At 61.4% G+C, this 24893-nt stretch carries 26 protein-coding genes and 1 pseudogene; 25 read left to right on the top strand and 2 right to left on the bottom strand.

What is annotated here, in order from left to right; genetic code table 11:
- Nucleotides 1-15 precede the first annotated feature (15 nt).
- From HU725_RS17460 to rpoS, 3 genes are all read left to right on the top strand, one after another.
- Nucleotides 16-654 (top strand): protein-L-isoaspartate(D-aspartate) O-methyltransferase, encoded by a 639-nt coding sequence (locus HU725_RS17460; RefSeq protein ID WP_186478724.1) that lies wholly within the window; start codon nt 16-18, stop codon nt 652-654.
- Nucleotides 655-822: 168 nt separating this feature from the next.
- A complete protein-coding gene (locus HU725_RS17455; RefSeq protein ID WP_186478723.1) occupies nt 823-1680 on the top strand; it encodes a peptidoglycan DD-metalloendopeptidase family protein in 858 nt (285 codons plus the stop codon).
- Between the two features lie 108 nt (nt 1681-1788).
- Entirely contained in the window at nt 1789-2796 is a 1008-nt protein-coding gene (gene rpoS, locus HU725_RS17450; RefSeq protein WP_060479506.1) for an RNA polymerase sigma factor RpoS, read from the top strand.
- Nucleotides 2797-3319: 523 nt separating this feature from the next.
- On the opposite strand, the gene fdxA is transcribed toward rpoS, so the two are convergent.
- Nucleotides 3320-3643 carry a ferredoxin FdxA gene (fdxA, locus tag HU725_RS17445; protein WP_060479505.1) on the bottom strand — a complete coding sequence of 108 codons (324 nt, stop codon included), beginning with the start codon at nt 3641-3643 and terminating at the stop codon, nt 3320-3322.
- 140 nt (nt 3644-3783) lie between these two features.
- Nucleotides 3784-6357 (bottom strand): DNA mismatch repair protein MutS, encoded by a 2574-nt coding sequence (gene mutS / locus HU725_RS17440; RefSeq protein WP_060479504.1) that lies wholly within the window; start codon nt 6355-6357, stop codon nt 3784-3786.
- 126 nt (nt 6358-6483) lie between these two features.
- Here mutS and HU725_RS17435 point away from each other — a divergent pair, with 126 nt between their 5' ends.
- The 22 genes and pseudogenes from HU725_RS17435 to recX all read left to right on the top strand — a co-directional run bounded on the left by HU725_RS17435 (nt 6484) and on the right by recX (nt 24886).
- Nucleotides 6484-7221 carry a LexA family transcriptional regulator gene (locus tag HU725_RS17435; RefSeq protein ID WP_060479509.1) on the top strand — a complete coding sequence of 246 codons (738 nt, stop codon included), beginning with the start codon at nt 6484-6486 and terminating at the stop codon, nt 7219-7221.
- Nucleotides 7222-7695: 474 nt separating this feature from the next.
- Nucleotides 7696-8034: a phage holin family protein gene (locus HU725_RS17430; RefSeq protein ID WP_060479503.1), complete on the top strand. Its 339-nt coding sequence runs from the start codon at nt 7696-7698 to the stop codon at nt 8032-8034.
- Nucleotides 8035-8045: 11 nt separating this feature from the next.
- Nucleotides 8046-8543, top strand: coding sequence for a hypothetical protein (locus HU725_RS17425; RefSeq protein WP_186478707.1), 498 nt, complete (start codon nt 8046-8048; stop codon nt 8541-8543).
- Entirely contained in the window at nt 8540-9100 is a 561-nt protein-coding gene (locus HU725_RS17420; RefSeq protein ID WP_186478706.1) for a phage baseplate assembly protein V, read from the top strand. The genes HU725_RS17425 and HU725_RS17420 overlap by 4 nt, the downstream gene beginning before the upstream one ends.
- Nucleotides 9101-9173: 73 nt before the next feature.
- Entirely contained in the window at nt 9174-9500 is a 327-nt protein-coding gene (locus HU725_RS17415; RefSeq protein WP_060479500.1) for a GPW/gp25 family protein, read from the top strand.
- Nucleotides 9497-10378 carry a baseplate assembly protein gene (locus tag HU725_RS17410; protein WP_186478705.1) on the top strand — a complete coding sequence of 294 codons (882 nt, stop codon included), beginning with the start codon at nt 9497-9499 and terminating at the stop codon, nt 10376-10378. Before HU725_RS17415 ends, HU725_RS17410 begins: the two co-directional genes overlap by 4 nt.
- 1 nt (nt 10379) lies before the next feature.
- A complete protein-coding gene (locus HU725_RS17405) occupies nt 10380-10988 on the top strand; it encodes a phage tail protein I (RefSeq protein ID WP_060479498.1) in 609 nt (202 codons plus the stop codon).
- Nucleotides 10981-11778, top strand: a pseudogene (locus HU725_RS17400) (phage tail protein); the annotation flags it as partial. The gene HU725_RS17405 and the pseudogene HU725_RS17400, both read left to right, overlap by 8 nt.
- On the top strand, nt 11779-14433 hold the full coding sequence (locus HU725_RS23055; protein ID WP_367615752.1) for a tail fiber protein: 2655 nt from the start codon (nt 11779-11781) through the stop codon (nt 14431-14433).
- Between the two features lie 8 nt (nt 14434-14441).
- On the top strand, nt 14442-15137 hold the full coding sequence (locus HU725_RS17390) for a tail fiber assembly protein (protein ID WP_186478704.1): 696 nt from the start codon (nt 14442-14444) through the stop codon (nt 15135-15137).
- An 86-nt stretch (nt 15138-15223) separates the two neighbouring features.
- A complete protein-coding gene (locus HU725_RS17385; protein ID WP_186478703.1) occupies nt 15224-16390 on the top strand; it encodes a phage tail sheath subtilisin-like domain-containing protein in 1167 nt (388 codons plus the stop codon).
- 13 nt (nt 16391-16403) lie between these two features.
- Nucleotides 16404-16913 carry a phage major tail tube protein gene (locus HU725_RS17380; protein WP_186478702.1) on the top strand — a complete coding sequence of 170 codons (510 nt, stop codon included), beginning with the start codon at nt 16404-16406 and terminating at the stop codon, nt 16911-16913.
- 10 nt (nt 16914-16923) lie between these two features.
- On the top strand, nt 16924-17226 hold the full coding sequence (locus HU725_RS17375; protein ID WP_186478701.1) for a phage tail assembly protein: 303 nt from the start codon (nt 16924-16926) through the stop codon (nt 17224-17226).
- 125 nt (nt 17227-17351) lie between these two features.
- Nucleotides 17352-19571, top strand: a complete 2220-nt coding sequence (locus tag HU725_RS17370) for a hypothetical protein (protein ID WP_186478700.1) — start codon at nt 17352-17354, stop codon at nt 19569-19571.
- Nucleotides 19572-19580: 9 nt separating this feature from the next.
- On the top strand, nt 19581-20426 hold the full coding sequence (locus tag HU725_RS17365) for a phage tail protein (protein WP_186478699.1): 846 nt from the start codon (nt 19581-19583) through the stop codon (nt 20424-20426).
- On the top strand, nt 20401-20607 hold the full coding sequence (locus HU725_RS17360) for a tail protein X (protein ID WP_186478698.1): 207 nt from the start codon (nt 20401-20403) through the stop codon (nt 20605-20607). The genes HU725_RS17365 and HU725_RS17360 overlap by 26 nt, the downstream gene beginning before the upstream one ends.
- A 4-nt stretch (nt 20608-20611) precedes the next feature.
- Complete coding sequence (locus HU725_RS17355) at nt 20612-21646, top strand: phage late control D family protein (protein ID WP_186478697.1); 1035 nt, start codon at nt 20612-20614, stop codon at nt 21644-21646.
- A gap of 24 nt (nt 21647-21670) precedes the next feature.
- On the top strand, nt 21671-22219 hold the full coding sequence (locus tag HU725_RS17350) for a glycoside hydrolase family 19 protein (protein WP_186478696.1): 549 nt from the start codon (nt 21671-21673) through the stop codon (nt 22217-22219).
- Complete coding sequence (locus tag HU725_RS17345; protein WP_186478695.1) at nt 22213-22692, top strand: lysis system i-spanin subunit Rz; 480 nt, start codon at nt 22213-22215, stop codon at nt 22690-22692. Before HU725_RS17350 ends, HU725_RS17345 begins: the two co-directional genes overlap by 7 nt.
- 58 nt (nt 22693-22750) lie before the next feature.
- Nucleotides 22751-23233, top strand: coding sequence for a CinA family protein (locus tag HU725_RS17340; protein WP_186478694.1), 483 nt, complete (start codon nt 22751-22753; stop codon nt 23231-23233).
- 103 nt (nt 23234-23336) lie between these two features.
- Nucleotides 23337-24404, top strand: coding sequence for a recombinase RecA (recA, locus tag HU725_RS17335; protein WP_060479486.1), 1068 nt, complete (start codon nt 23337-23339; stop codon nt 24402-24404).
- Nucleotides 24405-24415: 11 nt separating this feature from the next.
- Nucleotides 24416-24886, top strand: a complete 471-nt coding sequence (gene recX, locus HU725_RS17330; RefSeq protein WP_186478693.1) for a recombination regulator RecX — start codon at nt 24416-24418, stop codon at nt 24884-24886.
- Nucleotides 24887-24893 lie beyond the last annotated feature (7 nt).

Raw genomic sequence — 24893 nt, 5'->3', positions numbered from 1 at the left:
CGTGGCGGTATTGGCATGACCTCGCAGCGTACTCGCGAGCGGCTGATCCAGCGCCTCTACGAGGAAGGGGTGTCCAACGCCAAGGTGCTGGAGGTGATTCGCCGCACCCCGCGCCACCTATTCGTCGACGAGGCCCTGGCGCACCGGGCTTACGAAGACACGGCGCTGCCGATCGGGCACAACCAGACCATCTCTCAGCCCTTCATGGTGGCGCACATGAGCGAGCTGCTGCTGGAGGCGGGGCCGCTGGACAAGGTACTGGAGATCGGCACGGGTTCGGGCTACCAGACGGCGATCCTGGCGCAGTTGGTCGAACGGGTGTTCTCTGTGGAGCGCATCAAGGTGCTGCAAGACCGGGCTAAGGAACGCTTGGTAGAGCTCAATCTGCGCAATGTGGTGTTCCGTTGGGGCGATGGCTGTGATGGCTGGCAGGCGCTGGCCCCCTACAATGGCATCATCGTCACTGCTGTGGCTGCTCAGGTGCCGCAGGCGCTTCTCGACCAACTGGCGCCCGGTGGACGCATGGTCATCCCAGTCGGCCCGGCTGGCGAGGTGCAACAGCTGATGCTGATCGTTCGCGAAGAGCATGGGTTCACCCGTCGCGTGCTTGGCCAGGTGCGGTTCGTACCGCTGCTCAACGGCCCATTGGCCTGATCCGGCACGAATATTTGCACCCGCAACGAATTCCTGCGCTGCGGGCCTGTCTATCAGGCGGGGCCTAAGCCCTGCCATTGCGGCTTGGCTCGGTTATAATTGCAACAATATTGCATTTCACATCGTCTTATCGGTTTATCGGTTTTTGGCACCATGAGGGGAGCGCGGGTGGGGCACACAGGCATCGGGCAGCGCAAGGATGGGTCGGTTTTCAAGCTTCTGGCGATTGCACTGGCCGTGGGCGCCCTGCTCACGGGTTGCTCCAGCACAGGCTCCAGCGGTGCCCGCGTGGTCGACCGCAACGCAGCTGCGGCCAAGCGGCCCGCTGTGACGACGGGGCAATACATCGTCAAGCCTGGCGACACGTTGTTCTCCATCGCATTTCGTTATGGGTGGGACTACAAGGAGCTCGCTGCACGCAACGGCATCGGCGCCCCGTATACCATTCGTCCCGGCCAGGCGATCCGTTTCAGCAGTGGGTCCTCCAGTAGCACCACGGTGGTTTCCAACCCCTCATCCTCCAGCAAGACTACGGTCATTCGTCGCCCTGCCGGCGGGCCTATCAACCCTCCCCAAAGCGGCGGAAAGTCGACGCCAACAACGCCTGTTGCGCCTACGCCGGTGGTTGCCACGGTGCCCGCCGCAGAGCGCGCGGTGGGTAAATGGGCATGGCCGGCCAATGGCGTGCTGATTGGAAAATTCGCTTCAAACGGTAGTTTGAATAAAGGCATTGATATCGCCGGTGATTTGGGACAGCCTGTTTTTGCTGCGTCTGATGGTGCGGTGGTCTACGCCGGGAGTGGTTTGAGGGGCTACGGCGAGCTGATCATCATCAAGCACAGCGATACCTACGTCAGTGCCTACGGTCACAACCGCAGGCTGTTGGTTCGGGAGGGGCAGCAGGTCAAGGCGGGGCAGTCGATTGCTGAAATGGGGTCAACGGGCACTGATAGGGTGAAGCTGCATTTCGAGATTCGCCGTCAGGGCAAACCCGTCGATCCGCTCCAGTTCCTGCCACGTCGTTGATCGTTGTACCTGGCCTGTTCCTCTGAAGTAGAGGGGACGGGCTCCTGCGTTGCCAGGGAGACAGGCGTCGCATGAGTCTGAGTTCGAACTCAGCAAAGGACTATAACAATGGCTCTGAGTAAAGAAGTGCCGGAGTTTGACATCGACGATGACGTCCTCCTGATGGAGACGGGCATCGTTTTGGAAACGGATGTGGTGTCAGACGAACCTGCTGTACCTTCGGTTCGGACCAGAGCCAAAACAGGCTCTTCGCTCAAGCAGCACAAGTACATCGACTACACCCGAGCGCTCGATGCCACTCAGCTGTATCTCAACGAGATCGGCTTCTCGCCGCTGCTCTCGCCGGAAGAGGAAGTGCACTTTGCGCGCTTGTCGCAAAAGGGTGACCCCGCCGGCCGTAAACGCATGATCGAAAGCAACCTGCGCTTGGTGGTGAAAATCGCCCGGCGTTATGTCAACCGTGGCTTGTCTCTGCTCGATTTGATCGAAGAGGGCAACCTGGGCTTGATTCGGGCAGTGGAGAAGTTCGACCCGGAACGCGGCTTCCGCTTCTCGACCTACGCGACATGGTGGATTCGCCAGACCATCGAGCGGGCGATCATGAATCAGACCCGCACCATCCGCTTGCCTATCCATGTGGTTAAAGAGCTCAATGTCTACCTGCGTGCCGCGCGGGAGCTGACGCAAAAGCTCGACCACGAACCGTCGCCGGAAGAAATCGCCACACTGCTGGAAAAACCGGTTGCAGAGGTCAAGCGCATGCTTGGCCTCAACGAGCGGGTATCCTCGGTGGATGTTTCGCTCGGGCCGGACTCGGACAAGACGCTGCTCGACACCCTGACTGACGATCGCCCGACCGACCCGTGCGACCTGCTGCAGGACGACGATCTGTCGCAGAGTATCGACCAGTGGCTGGGTGAGTTGACCGACAAGCAACGCGAAGTGGTGGTGCGTCGCTTTGGCCTGCGGGGGCACGAAAGCAGCACATTGGAAGATGTGGGCTTGGAGATTGGCCTTACCCGTGAGCGCGTGCGACAGATCCAAGTGGAAGGGCTCAAGCGCCTACGCGAAATACTTGAGAAAAACGGCCTGTCCAGCGAGTCACTGTTCCAGTAAGCCTGGCATCACCGTCCCGAAAACGCCTCGATGACCTCGGGGCGTTTTTGTTTGTGTTGCCTGGCGCTGCAGGCGACACATGCATGGAGGGCTAGCTCGGTTTTTGAGGTGCAAACATGTGAATGGCGCTACCACTGATTCATCGCGTGTAAGCTTTTGCTTACTCTTTATGTAAGCCATCGGTGTAACTGCCAGTAAATCAAAGGCGTTTTCAGCTAAAGATTTTTCGTATCTATTTGATTTTCATTGATTTTTTAGCTGTGTGGAAGTGTGTCCCCAGTAATATTCAGAGAGAAGCTGCAGTTGCCTGCTTTGGGGAACTCGCTAGTATTCGAACTGTGCACACGGACATGCACAGGTTCTCAGGGAGAGAGCCAAGGACATCGCAAGAAGCGATTTCATCAGGACGATGTTTGGGACAAGCAGGGACTACGGAAAAAATGTGGGCGGGTCAAACCGCCCCTTTTTTTTGCCCGTAATAAACGAAAAAAGGCCCTTTGCGGGCCTTTTTTGCTCTGGGCGTTTAGCGCTCCAGGTCGGCGATCTTGCCAGGCTTGCCATCCCACTCTTCGGCGTCCGGCAAGGCCTCTTTACGCTCGGTGATGTTCGGCCAGACCTCAGCCAGTTCGGCATTGAGCTCGATGAAATTCTCCATGCCAGCGGGGATCTCGTCTTCCGAGAAGATCGCCTGGGCCGGGCACTCAGGCTCGCACAGTGCACAGTCGATGCACTCGTCCGGGTGAATCACCAGGAAGTTCGGGCCTTCGTAGAAGCAGTCCACCGGACAGACTTCCACGCAGTCGGTGTATTTGCATTTGATGCAGTTGTCGGTGACGACGAAGGTCATTTCTAGTTCTCTCCTCAGGCGACGGCGGCGGCCCTTCCTCTCGGGGCCGCGCGGTTTGCGGGCATATGGCTGCAGGCCAGGCTAATAACCTGCAGCACCAGCAAACCGCGGCGGATTCTACCAGCTTGTAGTGGGCGCCGTTATAACAGGTTCTTTAGTTGATATAGCGTTTCGATAGCTTGACGCGGGGTCATGTCATCCAAGTCCAGCTTGCCCAGCTTCTCGATGGCCGGGTGTGGCAGGCTGGCGAACAGGTCGCTCTGGTGCGGAACGTGCGGCTCGTCCTTGGCCTTTTTCGTGACCGGTGTTTCATGGGGCAGGCTGGTGGTTTCCAGCCGGCCCAGGTGCTCACGTGCGCGCAGGATCACTGGCGCAGGCACCCCAGCCAGCTGCGCCACGGCCAGGCCGTAGCTCTGGCTGGCCGGGCCAGGCAGCACATGGTGCAGGAAAACGATACGCTCGTTGTGCTCGGTAGCGTTCAGGTGCACGTTGGCCACCAGCGGTTCACTCTCCGGCAGCACGGTCAGCTCGAAGTAGTGGGTGGCGAACAAGGTATAAGCTCGCAGTTGGGCCAGGCGCTCGGCGGCGGCCCAGGCCAACGATAGGCCGTCGAAGGTGCTGGTGCCGCGGCCGACTTCGTCCATCAGTACCAGGCTACGGTCGGTGGCGTTATGCAGGATGTTGGCGGTTTCGCTCATCTCGACCATGAAGGTTGAGCGCCCTCCGGCCAGGTCGTCGCTGGAGCCGATGCGGGTGAAGATGCGATCGACCAGCGACAGCTCGCAGCTGGCTGCTGGCACGAAGCTGCCGATGTGCGCCATCAGTACGATCAGTGCGGTCTGGCGCATGTAAGTGGACTTACCGCCCATGTTGGGGCCGGTGATGATCAGCATGCGCGTACTGTCGTCCAGCCCCAGGTCGTTGGCCACGAACGGTGTGGTCAGCACCTGCTCGACCACCGGGTGGCGGCCCTGCTCGATGCGCAGGCAGGGCTCGTCGGTGAAGCGTGGGCAGTTCAGGTCGAGGTTCAGCGCACGTTCGGCAAGGTTGCTCAGCACGTCGATCTCGGCCAGCGCAGCGGCGCTGTCCTGCAGCGGCGCCAGGTGACTGATGAGGGTTTCCAGCAGCGCGTCATAGAGCATCTTCTCGCGCGCCAGGGCGCGGCTCTTTGCCGACAGCGCCTTGTCCTCGAAGGCCTTGAGCTCGGGTGTGATGAACCGCTCGGCGCCTTTGAGGGTCTGGCGGCGGATGTAGTCGCCAGGTGCCTGCTCGGCCTGCTTGGTCGGCAGCTCGATGAAGTAGCCATGCACGCGGTTGTAGCCGACCTTGAGGTTGGCAAGGCCGGTGCGGGCCTTTTCACGGGCCTCGAGGTCGATCAGGAACTGGCCGGCGTTCTCGCTGATTGCCAGCAGCTCGTCCAGCTCGCTGTCGTAGCCGGCTTTGAGTACACCGCCATCGCGAATCACCGCTGGCGGGTTGTCGATGATCGCCCGCTCCAGCAGGCTGGCCAGTTCCGGATAGGTCCCGGTGATCGCGGCCAGACGCGCCAGGTGCGGTGCCTCCAGCTCGCTCATGGCATTTTGCAATTCGGGCAGCGCGCCAAGTGCATCGCGCAGGCGCGCCAAGTCGCGCGGGCGGGCATTGCGCAGGCCGATACGAGCGAGGATCCGCTCGATATCGCCGATTTCCTTAAGCTGAGGTTGCAGCTTTTCGAAGCGGTAACCGTCGAGCAGGCAACGGATCGAATCCTGGCGTGCCTGCAGCACCTTGAGGTCACGCAGGGGGCGGTTCAGCCAGCGGGTCAGCAGGCGGCTGGCCATGGCTGTCTGGCAACGGTCGATCACCGACTGCAGGGTGTTGTCCCGTCCACCTGCCAGGTTCACATCCAGCTCCAGGTTGCGGCGGCTGGCACCGTCCAGAATGACCGTATCGTCCAGGCGCTCGTGGCGCAGGCTGCGCAGGTGCGGCAGGGCGGTACGCTGGGTTTCCTTGGCGTAGGTCAGCAAACAGCCGGCAGCGCCAATGGCCAGGGTCAGCTTGTCACAGCCAAAACCTTTCAGGTCTTTGGTTGCGAATTGCTGGCACAGGGCCTTGCGTGCCGAATCCCGATCAAAGTCCCACGGCGCGCGACGACGGGCCCCGGGGCGCTTTTCGGCGGGCAGGTCGCGTGGCCAGTCGTCCGGGATCAGCAACTCGACCGGGTTCAGGCGTTCGAGTTCGGCCAGCAGGTTTTCCCAGCCCTTGATCTCCTGCACGCTGAAGTTGCCACTGGTGATGTCCAGCACCGCCAGGCCGAACAGGCGTTCGTCACCGAGCAGGGCGGCGATCAGGTTGTCGCGGCGCTCGTCGAGCAAGGCCTCGTCACTGACCGTGCCGGGGGTGATGATGCGCACCACCTGGCGTTCCACCGGGCCCTTGCTGGTGGCTGGGTCGCCGATCTGCTCGCAGATCACCACCGACTCGCCAAGCTTGACCAGCTTGGCCAGGTAGCCTTCCAGCGAGTGGAACGGGATGCCGCACATGGGGATCGACTGGCCGGCCGATTGGCCGCGCGCGGTCAGGGTGATGTCCAGCAGTTTCGCGGCTTTCTTTGCATCTTCGTAGAAGATTTCGTAGAAGTCGCCCATGCGGTAGAACATCAGCTGGTCCGGGTGCTGATTTTTCAGCTTCCAGTACTGCTGCATCATTGGGGTGTGTGCGGAAAGATCAGACATTCAGGGCCTTACAGCGGGTGATCTGGTTGGCGATTTTCAAACCGGCAATGGTACAGGCTTTTTCAAGCAGATGCAGGCGGGCCAGGTGCATTGCATTTATGCGCGCGCGGCTGCATTATGCACGCTATGCAAATACGCAATGTAGCCACTGTACTCAGACAATTGCTCGACCGCCACGGCCTGTCCCCTACAGAGCTGTACCGGCGCACGGGCGTCCCGCAATCGACCCTGTCGCGTATCCTGGCTGGCAAAATAGTCGATCCTTCAGACAAGCACGTGTCGAAAATTGCCGACTACTTCGGCGTGACCACCGAACAACTGCGCGGTCGCGCCGAGCTGGGCGAAACCCGCGAGGCGACCTTGCCCGCCCACGGCCATGCGGACCTCAGCGATATCAGCCTGTGGGATGATGAAACCCCCGTCGAGGACGACGAGGTGTCTGTACCTTTCCTACGTGAGGTCGAATTGGCAGCTGGATCAGGAAGATTCGTCATCGAAGAAAGCGAGCGAGCGCGGCTGCGGTTCGGGAAACGCAGCTTGCGCCACAACGGCGTGCAATTTGACCATGCCAAATGCGTGACGGTGCGGGGTAATAGCATGCTGCCGGTGTTGCGCGATGGCGCGACAGTTGGAGTCAATACAGGGAAATGCTCTATCGGCGATATCATCGATGGCGATCTTTATGCCATCAACCATAACGGCCAACTGCGAGTGAAACAGGTCTACCGGTTACCTACCGGCATCCGCCTGCGTAGTTTCAACCGCGACGAACACCCCGACGAGGACTACAGCTTCCAGCAAATGCAGGATGAGCAGATCAGCCTGCTCGGCCATGTGTTCTGGTGGGGCATGTACGCCCGCTAACAGTCTTTCTCCATGAAAACCCGCTACGGCGGGTTTTTTTTCGTCCGCAGAAAAGCCCTACAAGGCAGGCGGCGCATAGCCTGCATGCACATGAGCAAAATCTAATGCATAAAAATAGTGAGAAATGCATTGACTGCATATGCACTAATGCATAGCCTGTGTCTCAAGCCGGACAGAAACCGGTTGTTACACAGGCAGCGATGGACAGGCCTCAACTGTCCAGAGGGTTGGCAACTGGCCCGGGTGTGCAGCGTAAAGCACCACGAACAGTTATCCGGCGGGCAGGCGGCCGCGGTCGGAGACACCAATTTGAAGCGCAACCGCATGGCGTCACCAGTCGTGGCCTGCGGTTAAACCAACGCATTACTCAAAGGCCTGGCGAGCCGGGCCTTTTGGAATGCCGAGTGTTTGAACAATACCCAACAAACCCGCCAGCTGGCCCTGCCAGCGGGCATCCATACAGGAGACAGGACAGTGACGAACGAGCAACAAGCGTTGCTGGAGATGCCGCTCTGGCTGGTGATCGTCCTGGCATTGCTGGGCGGCCTGAGCGGTGAAATGTGGCGGGCAGACAAGGCCGGCGCCACCGGTTGGTCGCTGCTGCGACGCCTGGCGCTGCGCTCCGGGGCCTGCATGGTCTGCGGCGTATCGACGGTAATGCTGCTGTATGCCGGCGGCTTGTCGATCTGGGCGGCCAGTGCATTTGGCTGCATGACTGCGGTCGGCGGCGCCGATGTCGCCATGCGGCTGTATGAACGCTGGGCGATCCGGCGCCTGGGCTTGCGCGACAGCACGCAAGCCGACGAGCGATAAGGAGAATATGCATGAGTGAACTGACCACTTTGCACGCGGCAGTGACAGCAACTATTCGTGAGGCGATGCCGGAGCTGGCGTCGGTAGATGCCTATACCGCTGTAGGAAATGCCCCGGAGAGACCGGCGCTGCGCCACGGCATCGTGCAAATGACGGCAGATGCAGCGCCGCGCGATGGCCGCTCGGTGCTGATCGCCACCTTCGAGGCGGACATCACCGCCGACAGCGCCAACCCCGAGGCGCGGCTTCAGGGCAGCCTGCTGGCCGCACAGTTGATGGATCTGCTGCGCCAGCAGCATTGGGCACTGGATTTCGTCGAAGCCAGCCGCAATGTCCAGGCGCAGTTCGAGGGCAGCGCCTGGACCGTGCGCTGGGACCAGCCGGTGCTGCTGGGTGAGCCTCGCTGGAGTTGGCCGGACCAGCCCCCGGGCAGCCTCGTGGTGGGTTTAGCGCCTGAGATCGGCCTGGGTAATGAAGCGCATTACATCGCACCCGAGGACCTTTCATGAGCTACGTCAGCGCCATGCACGACCGCATGCTGGCATGCCTGATCATTCCCTGTCGGGTAGTGGCGCTAGACCTTGCCGCTGCCCGGGTGCGGGTGTCGGACGGCAGCGGCTGGACCAGCGCTTGGTTGCGCTGGCATGCCCAGGCGGCCGGCCAGGCGCGGCACTGGCGGGCGCCCAGCCTGGGGGAGCAGGGCGTGCTGCTCAGCCCCAGTGGTGAGCCTGCCCAAGGCACTTTTCTACCCGGCCTGTATGGCAATGGCGGCAATGCGCCGGACAACCGCGAACAGGTCGAGGTCTGGCGCTTTGCCGATGGCGCATCCCTCAGCTACGACTGGCAGGCGAGCCACTATGACGTTCAGCTGCCTGGCGGCAGCGTGAGTATCAAGGTTGGCTCCAATAGCGTGCTGGTCACCGACGCGGCGATCAGCCTACAGGCCCCAACGATCAATCTCACAGGCAAGGTCACGGTCGACGGCCCTCTGCAGGTCAGCGGCGACATCAACGGCGGTGGGCGGATCATCGATACCGCCGGCAACACAGCCAACCACAAACATTGAATAGAGCCCGCCCATGCGGGCTTTTTTCATCTCAGGAGAATGCCATGCATAGCCATGAACAGGGCGGTGCACCGTGATCGGCATGGACCGTCGCACCGGCCAGCCACTGAGCGGCATCGATCATCTGCGCCAGTCCATTGAGGACATCCTCAGCACGCCGCAGGGCAGCCGGCGTATGCGTCCGGAGTACGGCAGCCAGTTGCGGCGTTTCGTCGACCTGCCGGTCAACGAGGGCTGGAAAAGCGCCGTGCAAGCGGAAGTGGCCCGCGCCTTGGGCCGGTGGGAGCCGCGCTTGCAGTTGCAGCGGGTCAAGGTGGTGGCGGTGCTCGATGGTCAGGTGAGTCTGGCCTTGAGCGGCCGCTATCTGGGTGATGAAGCTTTGGTAGAGGTGAGCGTATGAGTCAGGTGGATCTGTCCAAGCTGCCAGCGCCGCAGCTGCTTGAAGACCTTGATTACGAGGCACTGTACCAGGCTGACCTCGAGACCTTTCGCGATTACCTGGGCGAGGCCTGGAACGCCAATCTGGAGAGTGATCCAGTCACCAAGCTGCTGGAGGTGGGCGCCTATCGCAAGCTGCTCAACCGGGCGCGTATCAACGATGCTGCAAAGTCGCTGTTGTTGGCTTACGCCCAGGGTGGCGACCTAGACCAGTTGGCTGCGAACGTCAGCCTGCAGCGCCTGGTGATCCAAGCGCAGGATCTGACCAGCGTCCCGCCCGTGGAGGCGGTACTTGAGGCCGACGATGCCCTGCGTGAGCGAATCCAATTGGTCTATGAAGGCCTGACCACCGCCGGGCCACGTAACAGTTACATCCTGCATGCCCGCAACGCATCGGGGCAGGTGGCTGACGCCACCGCCGAAAGCCCGTCGCCGGCCGTGGTGGAGGTAACCGTACTGAGCCTGGAGGGCAACGGCCAGGCCAGCGCCGAGTTGCTGGCACAGGTGGCGGCCTACCTCAACGACGACGACATCCGCCCGGTTGCCGACCGGGTCAACGTGCGCAGCGCTCAAGTGCTGCCCTATCGCATAGACGCCGTGCTCTACCTGGCGGACAACGGCCCGGAGTACGAGGCGATTCTGGCCGAGTGCCAGCGCCGGCTGGCCGCCTGGATCAACCCGCGCCGGCGGCTGGGCGTACAAGTGGCACGCTCAGGTATCGATGCACAGCTGCATATCGACGGGGTGAGCCGGGTCGAGCTCAATGGCTGGGCCGACATACTGCCCAGCAAGGCCCAGGCAGCCTGGTGCAGCGGCTTTACGTTGAAGCGAGGTGGCTGACATGCAGAGCCTATTGCCGCTCAACCGCACAGCGTTGGAGGGTGCCATTGAGAGAGCAGGCGATGAAGACCTCAAGGTCAGCCTGCGCCAGCTCTATAACCCAGACACCTGCCCATCGGCCTTGCTGTATCAGCTGGCGTGGGCGTGGTCGGTAGATCGCTGGGATGAAGGATGGACTGATGACGTCAAGCGGTCAGTCATCAAATCGTCGTTCTATATCCATAAGCACAAAGGAACGATTGGCGCTCTGCGGCGGGTGGTTGAGCCGTTCGGCTATCTGATCGAGGTGGTCGAGTGGTGGCGGACGTCGCCTCAAGGGGCCGCCGGAACCTTCGCGCTCAAGGTCGGCGTATCGGACTCCGGCATCAGCGACGCCACCTACCGCGAGCTGACGGCATTGCTCGACGACGCACGGCCGGTGAGCCGGCATATGGTCGGCCTGGAAATCAGCCTGGAAACCATCGCAAAGGTGTACCTGGGTATGAACATCAGCGACGGCGACATCTGCGAGGTGTATCCGCCCATGCAGCGAGACATCGAGGTCATTGGCGTGATTGGGCGCGGTGGCCGTGAGACAACAATCGACACACTGGAAATTGCACATGGTTGACCAGAACTCCCAGTTCTACGCGATCCTCACGAATGTGGGCGCGGCCAAGCAAGCCAATGCTGATGCCTTAGGCATTGCTTGGAAAATCACACACATGGGCGTGGGTGACGCCAACGGCGCCGACCCTACCCCTGATGCCACACAAACCCGATTGATCAACGAGTGGCGCCGGGCGCCGCTCAATCAGCTCAAGGTCGATGATAAAGACGCTTCGATCATCATTGCCGAGCAGGTAATTCCAGCCGATATCGGCGGTAAATGGATTCGCGAGATCGGTCTGTACGACGAAGCTGGCGACCTGGTGGCGGTGGCCAACTGCGCGCCGACCTACAAGCCCGTGCTCTCGCAGGGTTCAGGGCGCACTCAAGTGCTGCGCATGAGCCTGGTGGTCAGCAGCGCCGCTAATGTGCAGTTGAAGATTGATCCCAGCGTGGTGCTGGCTACCCGCGAATGGGTTACCGAGGAATTGGCGCGCCAGGACTTCAAGCACTCAGTATTGGCGGCCACTACGGCCAACATCGCCCTTAGCGGCCTACAGACCATCGACGGCGTGCCGTTGACGGCCGGTGCTCGAGTGCTGGTGAAAAATCAGACCACAGCCAGGGATAACGGCCTTTATACGGTAGTGCCGGGCGCTGCCTGGAGCCGTTGCGACGATGCCAACAGCAGTGCCAAGGTCACCCCCGGCCTGCTGGTCTTGGTGGAGAAGGGTACGGTCAACAGCGACAGTGCATGGCAGTTGGTCACCGACGCGCCGATTACCCTGGGGGTTACGGCGCTGTCGTTCGAAATGGCGTTTGGTAGGAGCGGCGTGGCGGCCGGCACTTACCGCAGCGTGCAGGTCGACAAGTACGGCCGCGTGGTGGCGGCGACCAACCCGACTACGGTAGCTGGCTACGGTTTGACTGACGTCTTCACTAAAAGTGAAACCTACAGCCGCAACGAAATCACCCAGGCGATTGCCGGTGCAGTGGCAACTGCAGTTTCAGGGTTGGTTGATGCGGCGCCTGGTGCGCTCGATACGTTAAATGAACTGGCCGCCGCCATCGGTAATGATCCCAACTTCGCTACGACCATGGTCAACGAGCTAGCCAAAAAAGCGCCGCTTGCCTCGCCAAAGCTCACAGGGTCGCCCGAAACACCGACCGCCCCAGTGGGTAGCACGGGCTTGCAGATTGCCAACATGAGCGCCTTAGCCGCGGCTATGACGGCTGCAGCGAGACAGTTCAAGTCGGCGATCATTGGTGTCAACAGCAGCTTGACCCTCACAGCTGAGCAAATGGGTAATGCTGTGCAGTTCAATACGGGACCTGTGACGTTGACCTTACCCGCACTGGCTGAGGTGGGCAATGGTGCTTCAGTGATGCTGCGTAACCCGTCTTCTTCGGCAGCACAAACTATCACTGTGGCGTCTGCTGGCTCCATCGTGGACGCGGGTAGCACCGTGAAAAGCACTACCATCAAGCCCTTCGAGTGGATGGAGTTGGCGTCTTCTGGATCGGCCTGGTTTGTGGTAGGACGCGGGAAGCTGAAAGAGACGGCTGAGCTGGAATCTCCCAGCTTCACTGGAATCCCAACGGCGCCAACCGCACCGGTGGGCTCCAACAGTTCGCAACTGGCGACTATGGCAGCTGTTCTGCAGGGGATGATGGCTTTTGGCCTAGGCTCAACAATCGGTATTACTATCACTGATTTTGACGCGGTTACTCAGACAGGCATGTATCGCGGAGAAGGGAGCGCGGTCAAATCGCCATTTCCTGAAGCGGCGATGGCGTTGCTGCACATCCAATACAATCAAACCGGCTGCTTCCAGCTGGCGGCGAGCTGCAGCAGCAACATCGGGAATGCCCGATTGTTCTGGCGCACCAAGGCAGCTAACGTTTGGGCGGACTGGCAACAGGTAGGCCGCTTAGATTCGCCGGCTTTCACAGGTACGCCTACCGCGCCCACGGCGCCATTAGGTACGAACAGCCTGCAGCTTGCCACCATGGCGGCGCTGCAGCAGGGCATCAACGCTTACAAACGCAACTACGGCGGTAACGTGGTCGGTGTTGGTGCGGATATCACGCTGCTAGGGTCGCAGACAGGATACGCTTTCAATGTGACTGCACCGGTTACAGTCTCACTGCCAGCGGCTGCAGATGCGGGATCGGGCGGAACCTACGTCATCCGTAATGTAAGTTCTGGCGTCGTGAACATCAGTGCTCCCGCAAATGGGAAAATTTTCGAGAAAAACAACACCGTAAACTCGGCGCCTCTGCAAGTTGGCGAATGGGTGGAGCTGCAAGCGTCTACCACGAACTATTTCATCAATAAGCGCGGCACGCTGAGCGAGATCGGTAAGGTGGTCGGTGACGCTATGGCGTCGTTTGGTATCGGCGGCTACAACGTTAAGTCGGGCGTTGATATCAATACGCTGACCCAAGGCGGGCTTTCGTATTGCATCAATCCGACTAACAGCCCGGTCGGCACGCAAGGCCAGTCATCGGCGAACGGCTATTTGCTGTCGTTCCAGTACATGGATGGAAGCGCATACTGTGCGCAAGTTTTCATTCCGTCATTGGTTGGCGCTTCGCTGGATACGGTGCACTTTCGGCGCATGACTGCAGGCAATTGGAGTGATTGGCGAGAGTTGGCAAAAACGAACTCTCCTACCTTCATGGGGGAAGCCGTATTCAAGGGCGATAACGTACAGCGCTTTATCCATAGCCTTGGAAACTATGGCGTCATTCAGCGAGTCGATAATTCCAACTTCTACTACCTGGTAACTGACGCCGGAAACGCATCGGGGAACTTCAACTCACTGCGGCCATTCCAGTTCAACTTGGCTACCGGGGCGGTGACCATGAGCTGCGGCTTGTCAGTGCTATCTCCAGCTGACGACGACAACAGCAGTCGGGCGCCTACAACTTTGTGGGTCAACAAAAAGGTCGACATGGCCGCCCCAGTTGGTCAGTTGGCCCACTTCGCTCGTAGCACGCCACCGCCCGGATGGCTCAAACGCAATGGCGCAGCGATATCGCGCACTTCCTATGCATCACTGTTCGCCGTCATCGGCACGAATTTCGGAGCAGGCGATGGTTCGACCACCTTTAACCTGCCGGATGACCGGGAATTGGTTGATCGTGCATGGACAGACGGCCTTAACGTTTTAGACCCTGGCCGCAAGCTGTTCTCGTCCCAAGCTGGTCAAATCGAGTCTCACACTCATTCCGGAACAGCTAACACTGCCGGGGCGCACTCTCACACCATGACATTCCCTCGCGATTTGGTCGATGGCTCAGAGTCAAATGACGCAGTGCTGGGTGACCAGGTAGAAGAGGGCACTCAAACGCTCACAACCAGTACATCCGGTGCCCATACACACACGCTGTCTATCAACGCCACGGGCGGAGATGAAACCCGCATGGCCAACCGGGCTTACCTAGCCTGCATCAAGTTTTGAGGACAATCATGACCGACGTTACTGACAACCTTGTCGTGGCTGCGGCGCGGCTTAACTCGGTAGAGCTGCAGCCTTGGTGGCTTCAACGGGGCGTAGAGCCGCTATTGCTCTGCAATGTGCATCGCGGTACCGGCGAATTTCTGTGTGTTTCCGAAGCCGATCCCAGCCCGCTTGAACCTGGCATCTGGCTAATCCCCGCCCACAGCTACCAAATCGACCCCCCCGTGCTTAAAGCTGGCGTTGCCGCCTTGATCAACCGTGATAACAACGGCTGGGAAATCGTCCCTGACCACCGCGGCGCCACGGTTTACACCACCGACACCGGTGAGCCCCGACAGTGGCTTGCGCTGGGCGACTTGCCAGAGGGCTACACCCTCCAAGCCCCGTCGACAGAATTCGACACCTGGGAAGGCGAACAGTGGGTGCCAGACGAGGCCGCCATTGCCGAGGCGGCGCGGGTTGTGGCGTACCGCAAACAGGCGCTGGCCACCCAGTACTCAACAGAACGCATCGGCACGCTGCAAGATGCCGTCGACCTCGAAATGGCCAGCGAAGCAGAGGTGGCAGCGCTCACGGCCTGGAAGGTCTACCGCGTTGAGCTCAGCCGTATGGACATTACCGCCAAGGTTCCAACCGCTGATGACTGGCCAATCAGCCCCAACGACGAAGCGCTGGCCGCCTGGCTCACTTCGCAACTTACCTGAGCGCCCCGCACCCGCGGGGCGTTTTCTTTTCCGCTGTAACACAAGGCCCCGCATGCGGGGCTTTCTCATATCTGGAGCATGAATCTATGAGTGTCTTTTTTCACGGCGTGACCGTAACCAACGTCGACACCGGCGCGCGCAACATCGCGCTGCCTTCTTCCTCGATCATCGGTCTGGTCGATACCTTTACCGAAGGTGCCGATGCCAAAGCCAAGGCCAACGAACTGCAGCTGATCACCAGCGAGCGTGAAGCCGTCGCCGCCTTCGGCGAAAACGCCGCCATCACCAAGGCCTGCCGGGCCATCTACAACCGCGCCAAGGCAGTCATCGTCGCCTGTGGCGTAGCCAAGTTGGACGATGCTGCCGAGCAGACCGCAGCGATCATCGGCAGCGTACAGGCCGATGGCAAGCGCACCGGCCTGCAAGCGCTGCTCGACGGCAAGAGCCGTTTCAATGCCCAGCCGCGTCTGCTTACCGCACCCCGCCATAGCGCCACCCAAGCAGTTGGCACCGCACTGGTCGCGCTGGCTGACAAACTGCGCGGCATCGCCATCATCGACGGCCCGAACACCACCGACGAAGCGGCCATCGACTATGCCGAGAACTTCGGTGCCAAGCGCGCCTTCATGGTAGACCCCGGGGTGCAGTACTGGGACAACGGCGCGCAGGCCAGCGTCGATGCCCCAGGCTCGGCCTGGGTCGCCGGGCTGTTCGCCTGGACCGACAGCGAGTACGGCTTCTGGGCCTCGCCATCGAACAAAGAGTTCGTTGGCATCACCGGTACCACCCGCCCGGTGGAGTTCCTCGATGGCGACGACAGCTGCCGCGCCAACCTGCTGAACAACGCCAACATCGCCACCATCATTCGCGATGATGGCTTCCGTCTGTGGGGCAACCGCACCTTGTCCAGCGACCCGAAATGGGCCTTCGTCACCCGCGTGCGGACCATGGACATCGTCATGGACGCAATTCTCTACGGCCATAAATGGGCGGTCGACCGCGCCATCACCGCCACCTACGTCAAGGACGTGACCGAAGGCCTGCAGGCCTTCATGCGCGACCTGAAGAACCAGGGCGCGATCATCAACTTCGAGGTCTTCGCCGACCCGGAGCTGAACACTGCCAGCCAGCTCGAACAGGGCAAGGTGTACTGGAACATCCGCTTCACCGACGTGCCACCTGCCGAAAACCCCAATTTCCGCGTTGAAGTCACTAACCAGTGGCTGACCGAAGTTCTCGATTCCGCCGCTTAAGGAGCGCATTTACATGGCAATGATTCCCGAAACCCTGGCCAACCTGAACCTGTTCGTCGATGGCGTCAGCTTCCAGGGCGATGTACCCAGCCTGACCCTGCCCAAACTCACCCTGAAAATGGAAGAACATCGCCCCGGCGGTATGGACATGCCGGTCGAGATGGACCTGGGCATGGAGAAGCAGGAAGCTGCCTTCACCACCACCGGCGTGCGCCGTGAGGCCTTGAAGTTCTTCGGCCTGGCCGACGGCAGCGGCTTCAATGGCACCTTCCGCGGTGCCTTCAAAGGTCTCAAGGGCAAGATCAACCCAGTGGTGGTCACCCTGCGTGGCACCTTGAAGGAAATCGACATGGGCGACTGGAAGTCCGGCGACAAAGCCGAGATCAAGCACAGCGTCGGCCTGACCTACTACAAGCTCGAAGTCGATGGGCGCCTGGTCTACGAGATCGACGCCCTGGGCATGAAACGCGTCATCGATGGCGTCGACCAACTGGCTAGCCAGCGCGCTGCGCTGGGCTTGTAAGGAGGCGACCATGGCTCAAACGAAACCGCAGCCGAAGTGGCTTACCCTCAGCCCCGACCGTGTCACCGTGCGCCTTTCGCGACCCAGTGAGGCCAATGGGATTCAGGTCGATAGCCTGTCCCTGCGCGCGCCGACCGTACGCGATATCCGCAACGCCCAGGCCGGCGGTGGGGGCGATGATGAACAGCGTGAACTGAACCTGTTCGCATCCCTGGCCGAGGTCGGTATCAAAGACCTCGAAAGCCTTGCCTTGAAAGATTATGGCCGCCTGCAAAGCGGCTATTTTCGCCTGGTGCAGGACGACGAACTTTGATCCAGCCCGGCAGAAGGCCGCTGCCAAGCGGCTGACCAAGGAGCTGAACTTTTCCGCCAGCGAGCTCATGACCATGTCGTACAGCGACATGGTCTGGTGGCTCGCGCCCTGAACAGGAGGACTTCATGGCGAACACACAGCTGTTCACCCTTGGGTTCGGTGTGACCGTCAGCAAACCATTGGGCCAGGTCATCGATCTGCGGCAGCAGGAAGTTGGACGTCTGAGTAGGCAGGTCGATGGCATCCGCCTGGGACGGTTTGTCGGCGAGGTTATCCGGCTGGGGCTGGAGCTTGAAAAGCTGCGCGAAATCGAGCAGCAAACGGCCCAGGCCCCGCAGCACGTACAACAAGGCCGAGCATCGCATCTGCAGGATGAAACCGTGGCAATCGCCAGGTTGCGCCAGCATTACCAGATGCTTGGCAATGTCATCGCAGGGCTGTCCCGATTGCGCCCGGCGTCCGGCTCGATGACCGTCAATGTCTTTCAGCAATGGCACACGATGGTGCAACACCCTCAGCGCGCGGTCGTGCCGCGCAACGAGGCACCCATTGCTGAGTCGAGCACCCTGCCCGAATTGGGCTCAGCCCCCGTATCTGGCCCACAGCCGATGCCGCCGCCGGCGCAGGCATCGAGTCAGCCTTTCATTCGGCCGCAGCCGCCAAACATGGCGCCACCAGCCCCTGCGCAGCCACGCGAGCCAGCGGCCAGGTCTGAGGCGGGGACAGCTTCCGCCACACTGGGGCGGGCCACGCTGGCGGCTGCCGGCCTGGGGGCGGTGGCCTATGGAGGTTACCGAGGCGGGCGTTGGTTGATAGGCCGCCAATCACCTCGCAGCCAGCGGCAGGCGCGCAAGGCAGTTGGCGAGCAGTGGCAAGACAGCCGCGTTGATGCAGTGGGCAAGATCACCAAAGCGCTGGTTAGCGCCGACGATGGCCGCCAGGCTGCGCGTGGTGCTGGCGCGGCAGTGGGGGAAGCCGCAGGGCGCTTGCTCGGAACGCTTGTGCCACTGCTTGGCAAGACGGGTGGCAAGCGCAAAGCAAGTAAGGCGCAGCGTGACCAGTTAAGCAAACTGGGTGGTTATCTGGGCGAAGCATTGGGGGATGCAGGGGGCGGTATTCTGCATGATTGGGTCAGGGCTGAACCTGCGCGGGTAATAGCCGCCGAGCCTAGCCCTGGCGCTTCGTTTTATGCACAAACCGCTGAACCCGGCGTTGAGCAGCAACCGCCTTCAGCCCCAGGGCTTGGTCATGCGTTAGCTGGCGGCCTATCGGCCGTCGTCGCCGGGCATGTTGTTCGCAACCGCGTGCGCAAACTGCCGCGTGCTACCCGACGAAGCGCTGCCAATGCATCGCGTCAGCAGTGGCAAGCGACCCGCATCGATCTGCTCGGTGAGGTAGGCAAGGCGCTGATAACCTCTGACGACAATGAACAGCGGGCACGCGGAGTAGGCAGCGCGCTGGGCGGAATGGCCGGTCGGATGCTCGGGGCTGCCTTGCCGCGACTGAGCAAAGGCCGCTGGGGTAGAAAGTACGGCAGCAAGCTTGGCGGGTATGTGGGCGAGGCCATTGGTGATCTGGCCGGGGCAAGTGCGGTCAGAGGGTTCACCAAGGACGATGCGCAAACCCCACGCAGTGATGCGACGCTGCCAGCGCCAGGGCAGGCGGCAGAGCTGCCTGGCATGCCGCAGCCCGCTCAGCCGTTAACCAATAGCGAGCCTAGCGGTGTCTCGCCCATGTTCGAAATGCTCATGCCAGCTGCCCTTACGCGGCTTGCCCCAGCCGGCCCGCTGCTCAAGCGGATACCGGCGTTGGCAGTTTTGAACGCTGCCGGGCAGATCGCGCAGACCGCCAGTGGCGAGGGCAGCACAGCCCAGAAAATGGAAGGCTATGGCCGCGCGGTCGGTGGGCTTGGTGGCAGCTTGGCAAGTGTTGCGGCTGGCGCGGCACTTGGTTCGGTCATCCCGGGTGTAGGCACCGTGATAGGTGGCCTGGTGGGGTGGGCGGGCGGTGCGTTGTTGGCAAACGGCGGTGAGGCTGCTGGCGGCTGGTTGGGCAAAACCCTTGCAACGGTACTAGGCGCTGGCGATTCCCCTGATAGCCAGCAGGCCGAGCAACGCCCGGCTCAACCTCCGGCTGCCCAGCCGCTCACTGGCCCCCAGCCTGTGGCCACGCCACCGGAGGTGACCCAGCATTTTACCTTCACCGCCAACATGCCAGTGACCTTCAACAACAGCTTTGAAGACCCTAACACCCTGCAGCAACTGGAAGCCATTGCCCGTCGCGTGCTCGACGACCTGATGCGCCAGGCGCGCGCGGTGCAAATGGCCGATCAACCACAGCCCTGAGGAGCACCCATGACCTACCTGGATGAGTTGCAAGGTGGCTTGCATGCACTGGTCAAGGCCGGCGAGCAGGGGCGGCGGCGTGCCGATGCCATGCTCGACCCCATGAACCAGGCGGTTGGCCATGCCAAGGAGGCAGCCAGTCAACTCCAAGCCTTGCCATGGATCGGCCCGCAAATCGGCAAGCGTTTGCAACGCACGATGCGCGCCATCGATGTCGCCAAGCAGCGCGTGGACAACGTGGTGGCCAAGTATGACCAAAGCCTCGAAGTGGTGCGCAAGGTGCGCGACCGCGTCGATGCCTTCGAAGAACACCTGGGCAAGGCCGGCGCGGCTATTGGGCAAGTGGTGGGGGACGTACGTTCGGCGGCCAACGGGGTACTTTCGACCTTCGGCTTCGCGCCGCAGGCAACCCCAGCAGCCGAAGCGATCAAACCGTTCCCGCACCTTTTGGTCTTGCAGCCGCTGCAGCCTAACACCGCACCGTACTACTTCAACCTCGATACCACCGCCTTCGATCAGCTGCGCCGTCAGACGCAATTTCGTTGGGCCGCTCAGGAGCGCTTGAGCCGTCAGAGTGCTCAGCAGGCGGTCAGCCTGGGCGATGAAAGCATCAGCATTCGTGGCGCGATTTTCCCTGGCTTCAAGGGCGGTCTGGGCCAGTTGCAGGCACTGCGCAGCATCGGCCGCCAACTGCTGCCCCTGTCGCTTACCACAGGCTACGGCGAAGTGCTCGGCACCTGGTGCCTGACCCGCATCGAAGAGGAACAAGGCGCTTTGCTGGCCGGTGGTATCCCCCGAAAACAAGGATTTTCACTGGAGTTCATCAGCTATGGACAAGATATGCAAAACCTCTGAGGGCGACCTGCTCGATACCCTTTGTCAGCACTTCTACGGGCATCTGGACGGCAGCGTCGAGGCCGTTCTACAAGCCAATCAGGGGTTGGCTGAACAGGCCCAGCCGTTTCGCAGTGGGGTCATGATCCGCCTGCCGCCGTTGACACCAGCGCCGGCCAAAGTCGTTCAGCTGTGGGACTGATGCCATGCAACCGATATTTCGTATTCAGGCCGACGGCAAGGACATCACCGCGCTGATCAACGACCGCCTACTGTTGCTGCGTACCACCGACAAACCGGGCATGGAATCGGACGACTTCGAGCTGCGCATCGACGCCCGCGAAGGTGTCGTGGCGTTGCCAGCGCGTGGTGCGCTGCTCGAAGTGCACCTGGGTTACGCCGGCCAACCGCTGACCCGGCTGGGGCGTTACACCGTCGATGAGGTTGAGTTGTCCGGCCCTCCCGATACCCTGGTGATTCGCGGCAAGGCCAGTGACCTGCGTGGCACGGGCAGGACCATCCGCAGTGGGAGCTGGGAGGCGGTGCCACTGCAGCGCATCGTTGCCGACATTGGCGCGCGCAACGGCTGGCAGACGGTGTGCCCGGTTCTGGTGAAGGTGCCCAGGGTCGATCAGTACAACGAGTCGGATTTCAATTTCATCACGCGCCTGGCCCGCCAGTATGACTGCACGGCCAAACTCGGCGATGGCCAACTGCTGGTGCTGCCGCGTCAGGCTGGGCTAAGCGCCTCTGGTAGGCCTCTGGGCGTGGTTGGCATTGCCCGCAGCGAGGTCAGTCAGTGGCATTTTCGCTTGGACGACAAAGCCGCCCGCAAGGCGGTGCGCACCCGTTACCAGGACACCGGCACTGGGGCATCGCAGACTATCGAAATGATCAACGAGCAGGCTACCGAAGGCGGGCGGCCGGAGCACACCGACCGGCACCTCTACCCCAATCGCGCGGCTGCCGAACAGGCTGGGCGTGCTCGCCTGGCCAGTTTCAACCGCGAAACCGCTCAGGTTCGCCTGGACCTACCGGGCCGTACCGACCTGTTCGCCGAGCGCAGTGTCGAGCTGCAGGGTTTTGCCGATGGCCTTGATGGGCCTTATCAACTCGATGCTGTGGAGCAGGTGTTCAGCGCTTCGGGTTGGCGCACCACAGTGCAGGGCAATGGCGGTAAGGCGGGCAAGGTCAACACCAAAGGACCTGCGCCCCGCCGTCAGGCCGCGCTTAAGGCTTGAACGATGATACAAGGAGTGTCAGACATGCTCACCGAAACGCAATTGTTGCAGATTCTGCCGAACGCCCGCCCTGTTGCGGGCGTTTTTCTTGCGGCACTCAATATCACCCTGCCACGCTGGGAGATCGACAATCCTATGCGCGTGGCGGCTTTCCTCGCCCAGGTTGGCCATGAGTCCGGCCAGTTCCGCTATGTGAAGGAACTGGGCAACGACCGCTACCTTGCGCGCTATGACACCGGCAGCCTGGCCTTGCGCCTGGGCAACACACCGCAGGCCGATGGCGACGGCCAGTTGTATTGCGGGCGCGGCCTGATCCAAGTGACCGGGCGTAACAACTACCAGGCTTGCAGCCGTGCGCTGTTCGGCGACGAGCGCTTGCTGGTGCAACCGCAGTTGCTCGAGCAGCCCCGCTGGGCCTGCGAATCGGCGGCATGGTTCTGGCACTCCAGAGGGCTCAATACCCTGGCCGATCGCGGCGAGTTCAACCGCATCACGCGGCACATCAACGGTGGGCTCAATGGGTTGCAGGCCCGGCTGAAGCTCTGGGCGCGTGCACGTGAGGTGCTGTGTTGAGAAGTGTGCAGTTGGCGCTTGGCACGCTGCTGCTGGCGCTGGCTGCCGTGCTGGCCTGGCAGGTGCAAGGCTGGCGCTACGGGCGGCAATTGGCACAGTTGGAGCAAGCACAGGCCAGCGCCGAAACTGCCCGGCTGCTGGCTGAGCGCGAGCGGCGTCAGGCACTGGAGCAGCGTCTGGCGGAAAGTGAAACCCGTCATTTCAAGGAGCTTGCCGATGCACAACATGCTCAGGCTCGCCTGCGTGACCGCCTTGCTACTGCCGATCTGCGGCTGTCGGTCCTCGTCGAGCGCGACACCCTCTGCAGCCCAGTGCCCGCCGCCGCCAGCGCCGGCGGGGTGGATCATGCAACCGTACGCGCCGGACTTGAGCCGGCGCATGCTCGACGAATTATCGCCATCACCGACGACGGCGACAGAGGACTGATCGCGCTGCGGGCCTGTCAGGCGTATGTTCGTGGCTTGCGGCCCTGAGCCCTTGCCTGGCGCTATCAGGGTGGTAGGGTAGTGCGCAGCCTTGAAGGAGCTCGCCATGGACCCGATCACCGCCTTATCCACCCGCCTGGGCGAACATCTGCGCCTTTTGAATGCCCAAGTGACCACAGCCGAATCTTGCACTGGCGGCGGCATTGCCGAGGCCATAACCCGGGTGCCCGGCAGCTCGGGCTGGTTCGAAGCCGGCTACGTGACCTATTCCAATGCCCAGAAAACACGGCAGTTGGGCGTGCCCGAGGCGCTGTTCGCCCAGGTTGGTGCGGTCAGCCAGGAGGTAGTGGAAGCCATGGTTCGAGGTGCCCAGGCTGCCAGTGGTGCGCGGTTTGCGGTGGCGGTCAGCGGCGTGGCCGGGCCCGATGGCGGTTCGCCCGCTAAACCGGTGGGCACCGTCTGGATCGCCTGGGCCGATGGCAGCCAGGTCAATAGCGAGCGCCGGCACTTCAACGGTGACCGTGACGCCGTGCGCCGACAGACGGTGATCGCCGCGTTAGACGGCTTGTTACAGCTTGGTGCCGAGTAAATCGACGACAGGGGTTTGCTCGCGCGCTTGCCTGTGGAATAATACTGGCTACTTATACAGGTATTCCGGCCGTCAGGGCCAAGTCGAACACGTGAGGATTTCAATGGACGACAACAAGAAGCGCGCCTTGGCTGCGGCCCTGGGTCAAATCGAACGCCAATTCGGTAAGGGCGCAGTCATGCGCATGGGCGATCACGAACGTCAGGCCATCCCGGCGATCTCTACCGGCTCCCTGGGCCTGGATATCGCGCTCGGTATTGGCGGTCTGCCAAAAGGGCGTATCGTCGAAATCTATGGCCCGGAGTCTTCGGGTAAAACCACGCTGACCCTCTCGGTCATTGCCGAAGCCCAGAAAAACGGCGCTACCTGCGCATTCGTCGACGCCGAACACGCACTCGACCCCGAATACGCTGGCAAGCTGGGCGTCAACGTCGATGACCTTCTGGTTTCCCAGCCGGATACCGGCGAGCAGGCGCTGGAGATCACCGACATGCTGGTGCGCTCCAACGCGGTTGACGTGATCATCGTCGACTCCGTGGCTGCACTGGTGCCCAAGGCCGAGATCGAAGGCGAAATGGGTGATATGCACGTGGGTCTGCAGGCGCGCCTGATGTCCCAGGCGCTGCGCAAAATCACCGGTAACATCAAGAACGCCAACTGCCTGGTCATCTTCATCAACCAGATTCGTATGAAGATCGGTGTGATGTTCGGTAGCCCGGAAACCACCACCGGTGGTAACGCCCTTAAGTTCTACGCCTCCGTACGCTTGGACATCCGTCGTACCGGCGCGGTCAAGGAAGGCGACGAAGTGGTCGGCAGCGAAACCCGTGTCAAAATCGTCAAGAACAAGGTTTCGCCTCCGTTCCGTCAGGCCGAGTTCCAGATTCTGTACGGCAAAGGTATCTACCGTAACGGTGAGATTATCGACCTGGGTGTAGCTCAAGGCCTGGTCGAGAAGTCTGGCGCCTGGTACAGCTACCAAGGCAACAAAATTGGCCAGGGCAAAGCTAACGCCGCCAAGTACTTGCACGAAAACCCGGCTATTGGCACTGAAATCGAGCGTCAGATTCGCGAGAAGCTGCTGAACGCGGGCGCTGTTGCTGCTGCGGGCAAGGCTGCTGCCGTCGAAGCCGATGCCGACGACATGGCTGACGCCGACGCTGGTTACTGATAGCTGCTGGTATGTCCGCCGTGCTAGACACCCCCGTCGCCGTCAGGCGGACAGCCATGGACCTGCTCGCTCGTCGCGAGCATGGTCGCGTCGAGTTGACGCGCAAGCTGCGTCAACGCGGAGCGTCGGACGAGCTGATCGAGACTGCGCTCGATCGGCTTGCCGAAGAAGGGCTGCTTAGCGAAGCCCGGTATCTAGAAAGTTTCATCCGATACCGCTCCGGTGCTGGCTATGGCCCTGCGCGTATTCGCGAGGAATTGGGCCAGCGCGGCCTGAGTCGTAGCGATATCGAACAGGCACTGCGTGAAAGCGAAGTGGACTGGGCGAGGCTGTTGCGCGATACCTGGCAGCGCAAGTTTGCAGGGCAGCGTCCCCATGACCCTCGAAGTCGTGCCCAGCAAACTCGGTTTCTTGCCTACCGCGGGTTTCCCATGGACTTGATCGGCCGACTGCTCAGCGGTCGGGATTTGGACGACTATTAGGTCAGGC

Origin of the sequence: Pseudomonas promysalinigenes (assembly GCF_014269025.2) — a bacterium.
In the GTDB taxonomy this organism is placed as follows: domain Bacteria; phylum Pseudomonadota; class Gammaproteobacteria; order Pseudomonadales; family Pseudomonadaceae; genus Aquipseudomonas; species Aquipseudomonas promysalinigenes.
The sequence above is the reverse complement of the archived record's forward strand: the minus strand, read 5'-3'. Positions and strand labels throughout refer to the sequence as shown.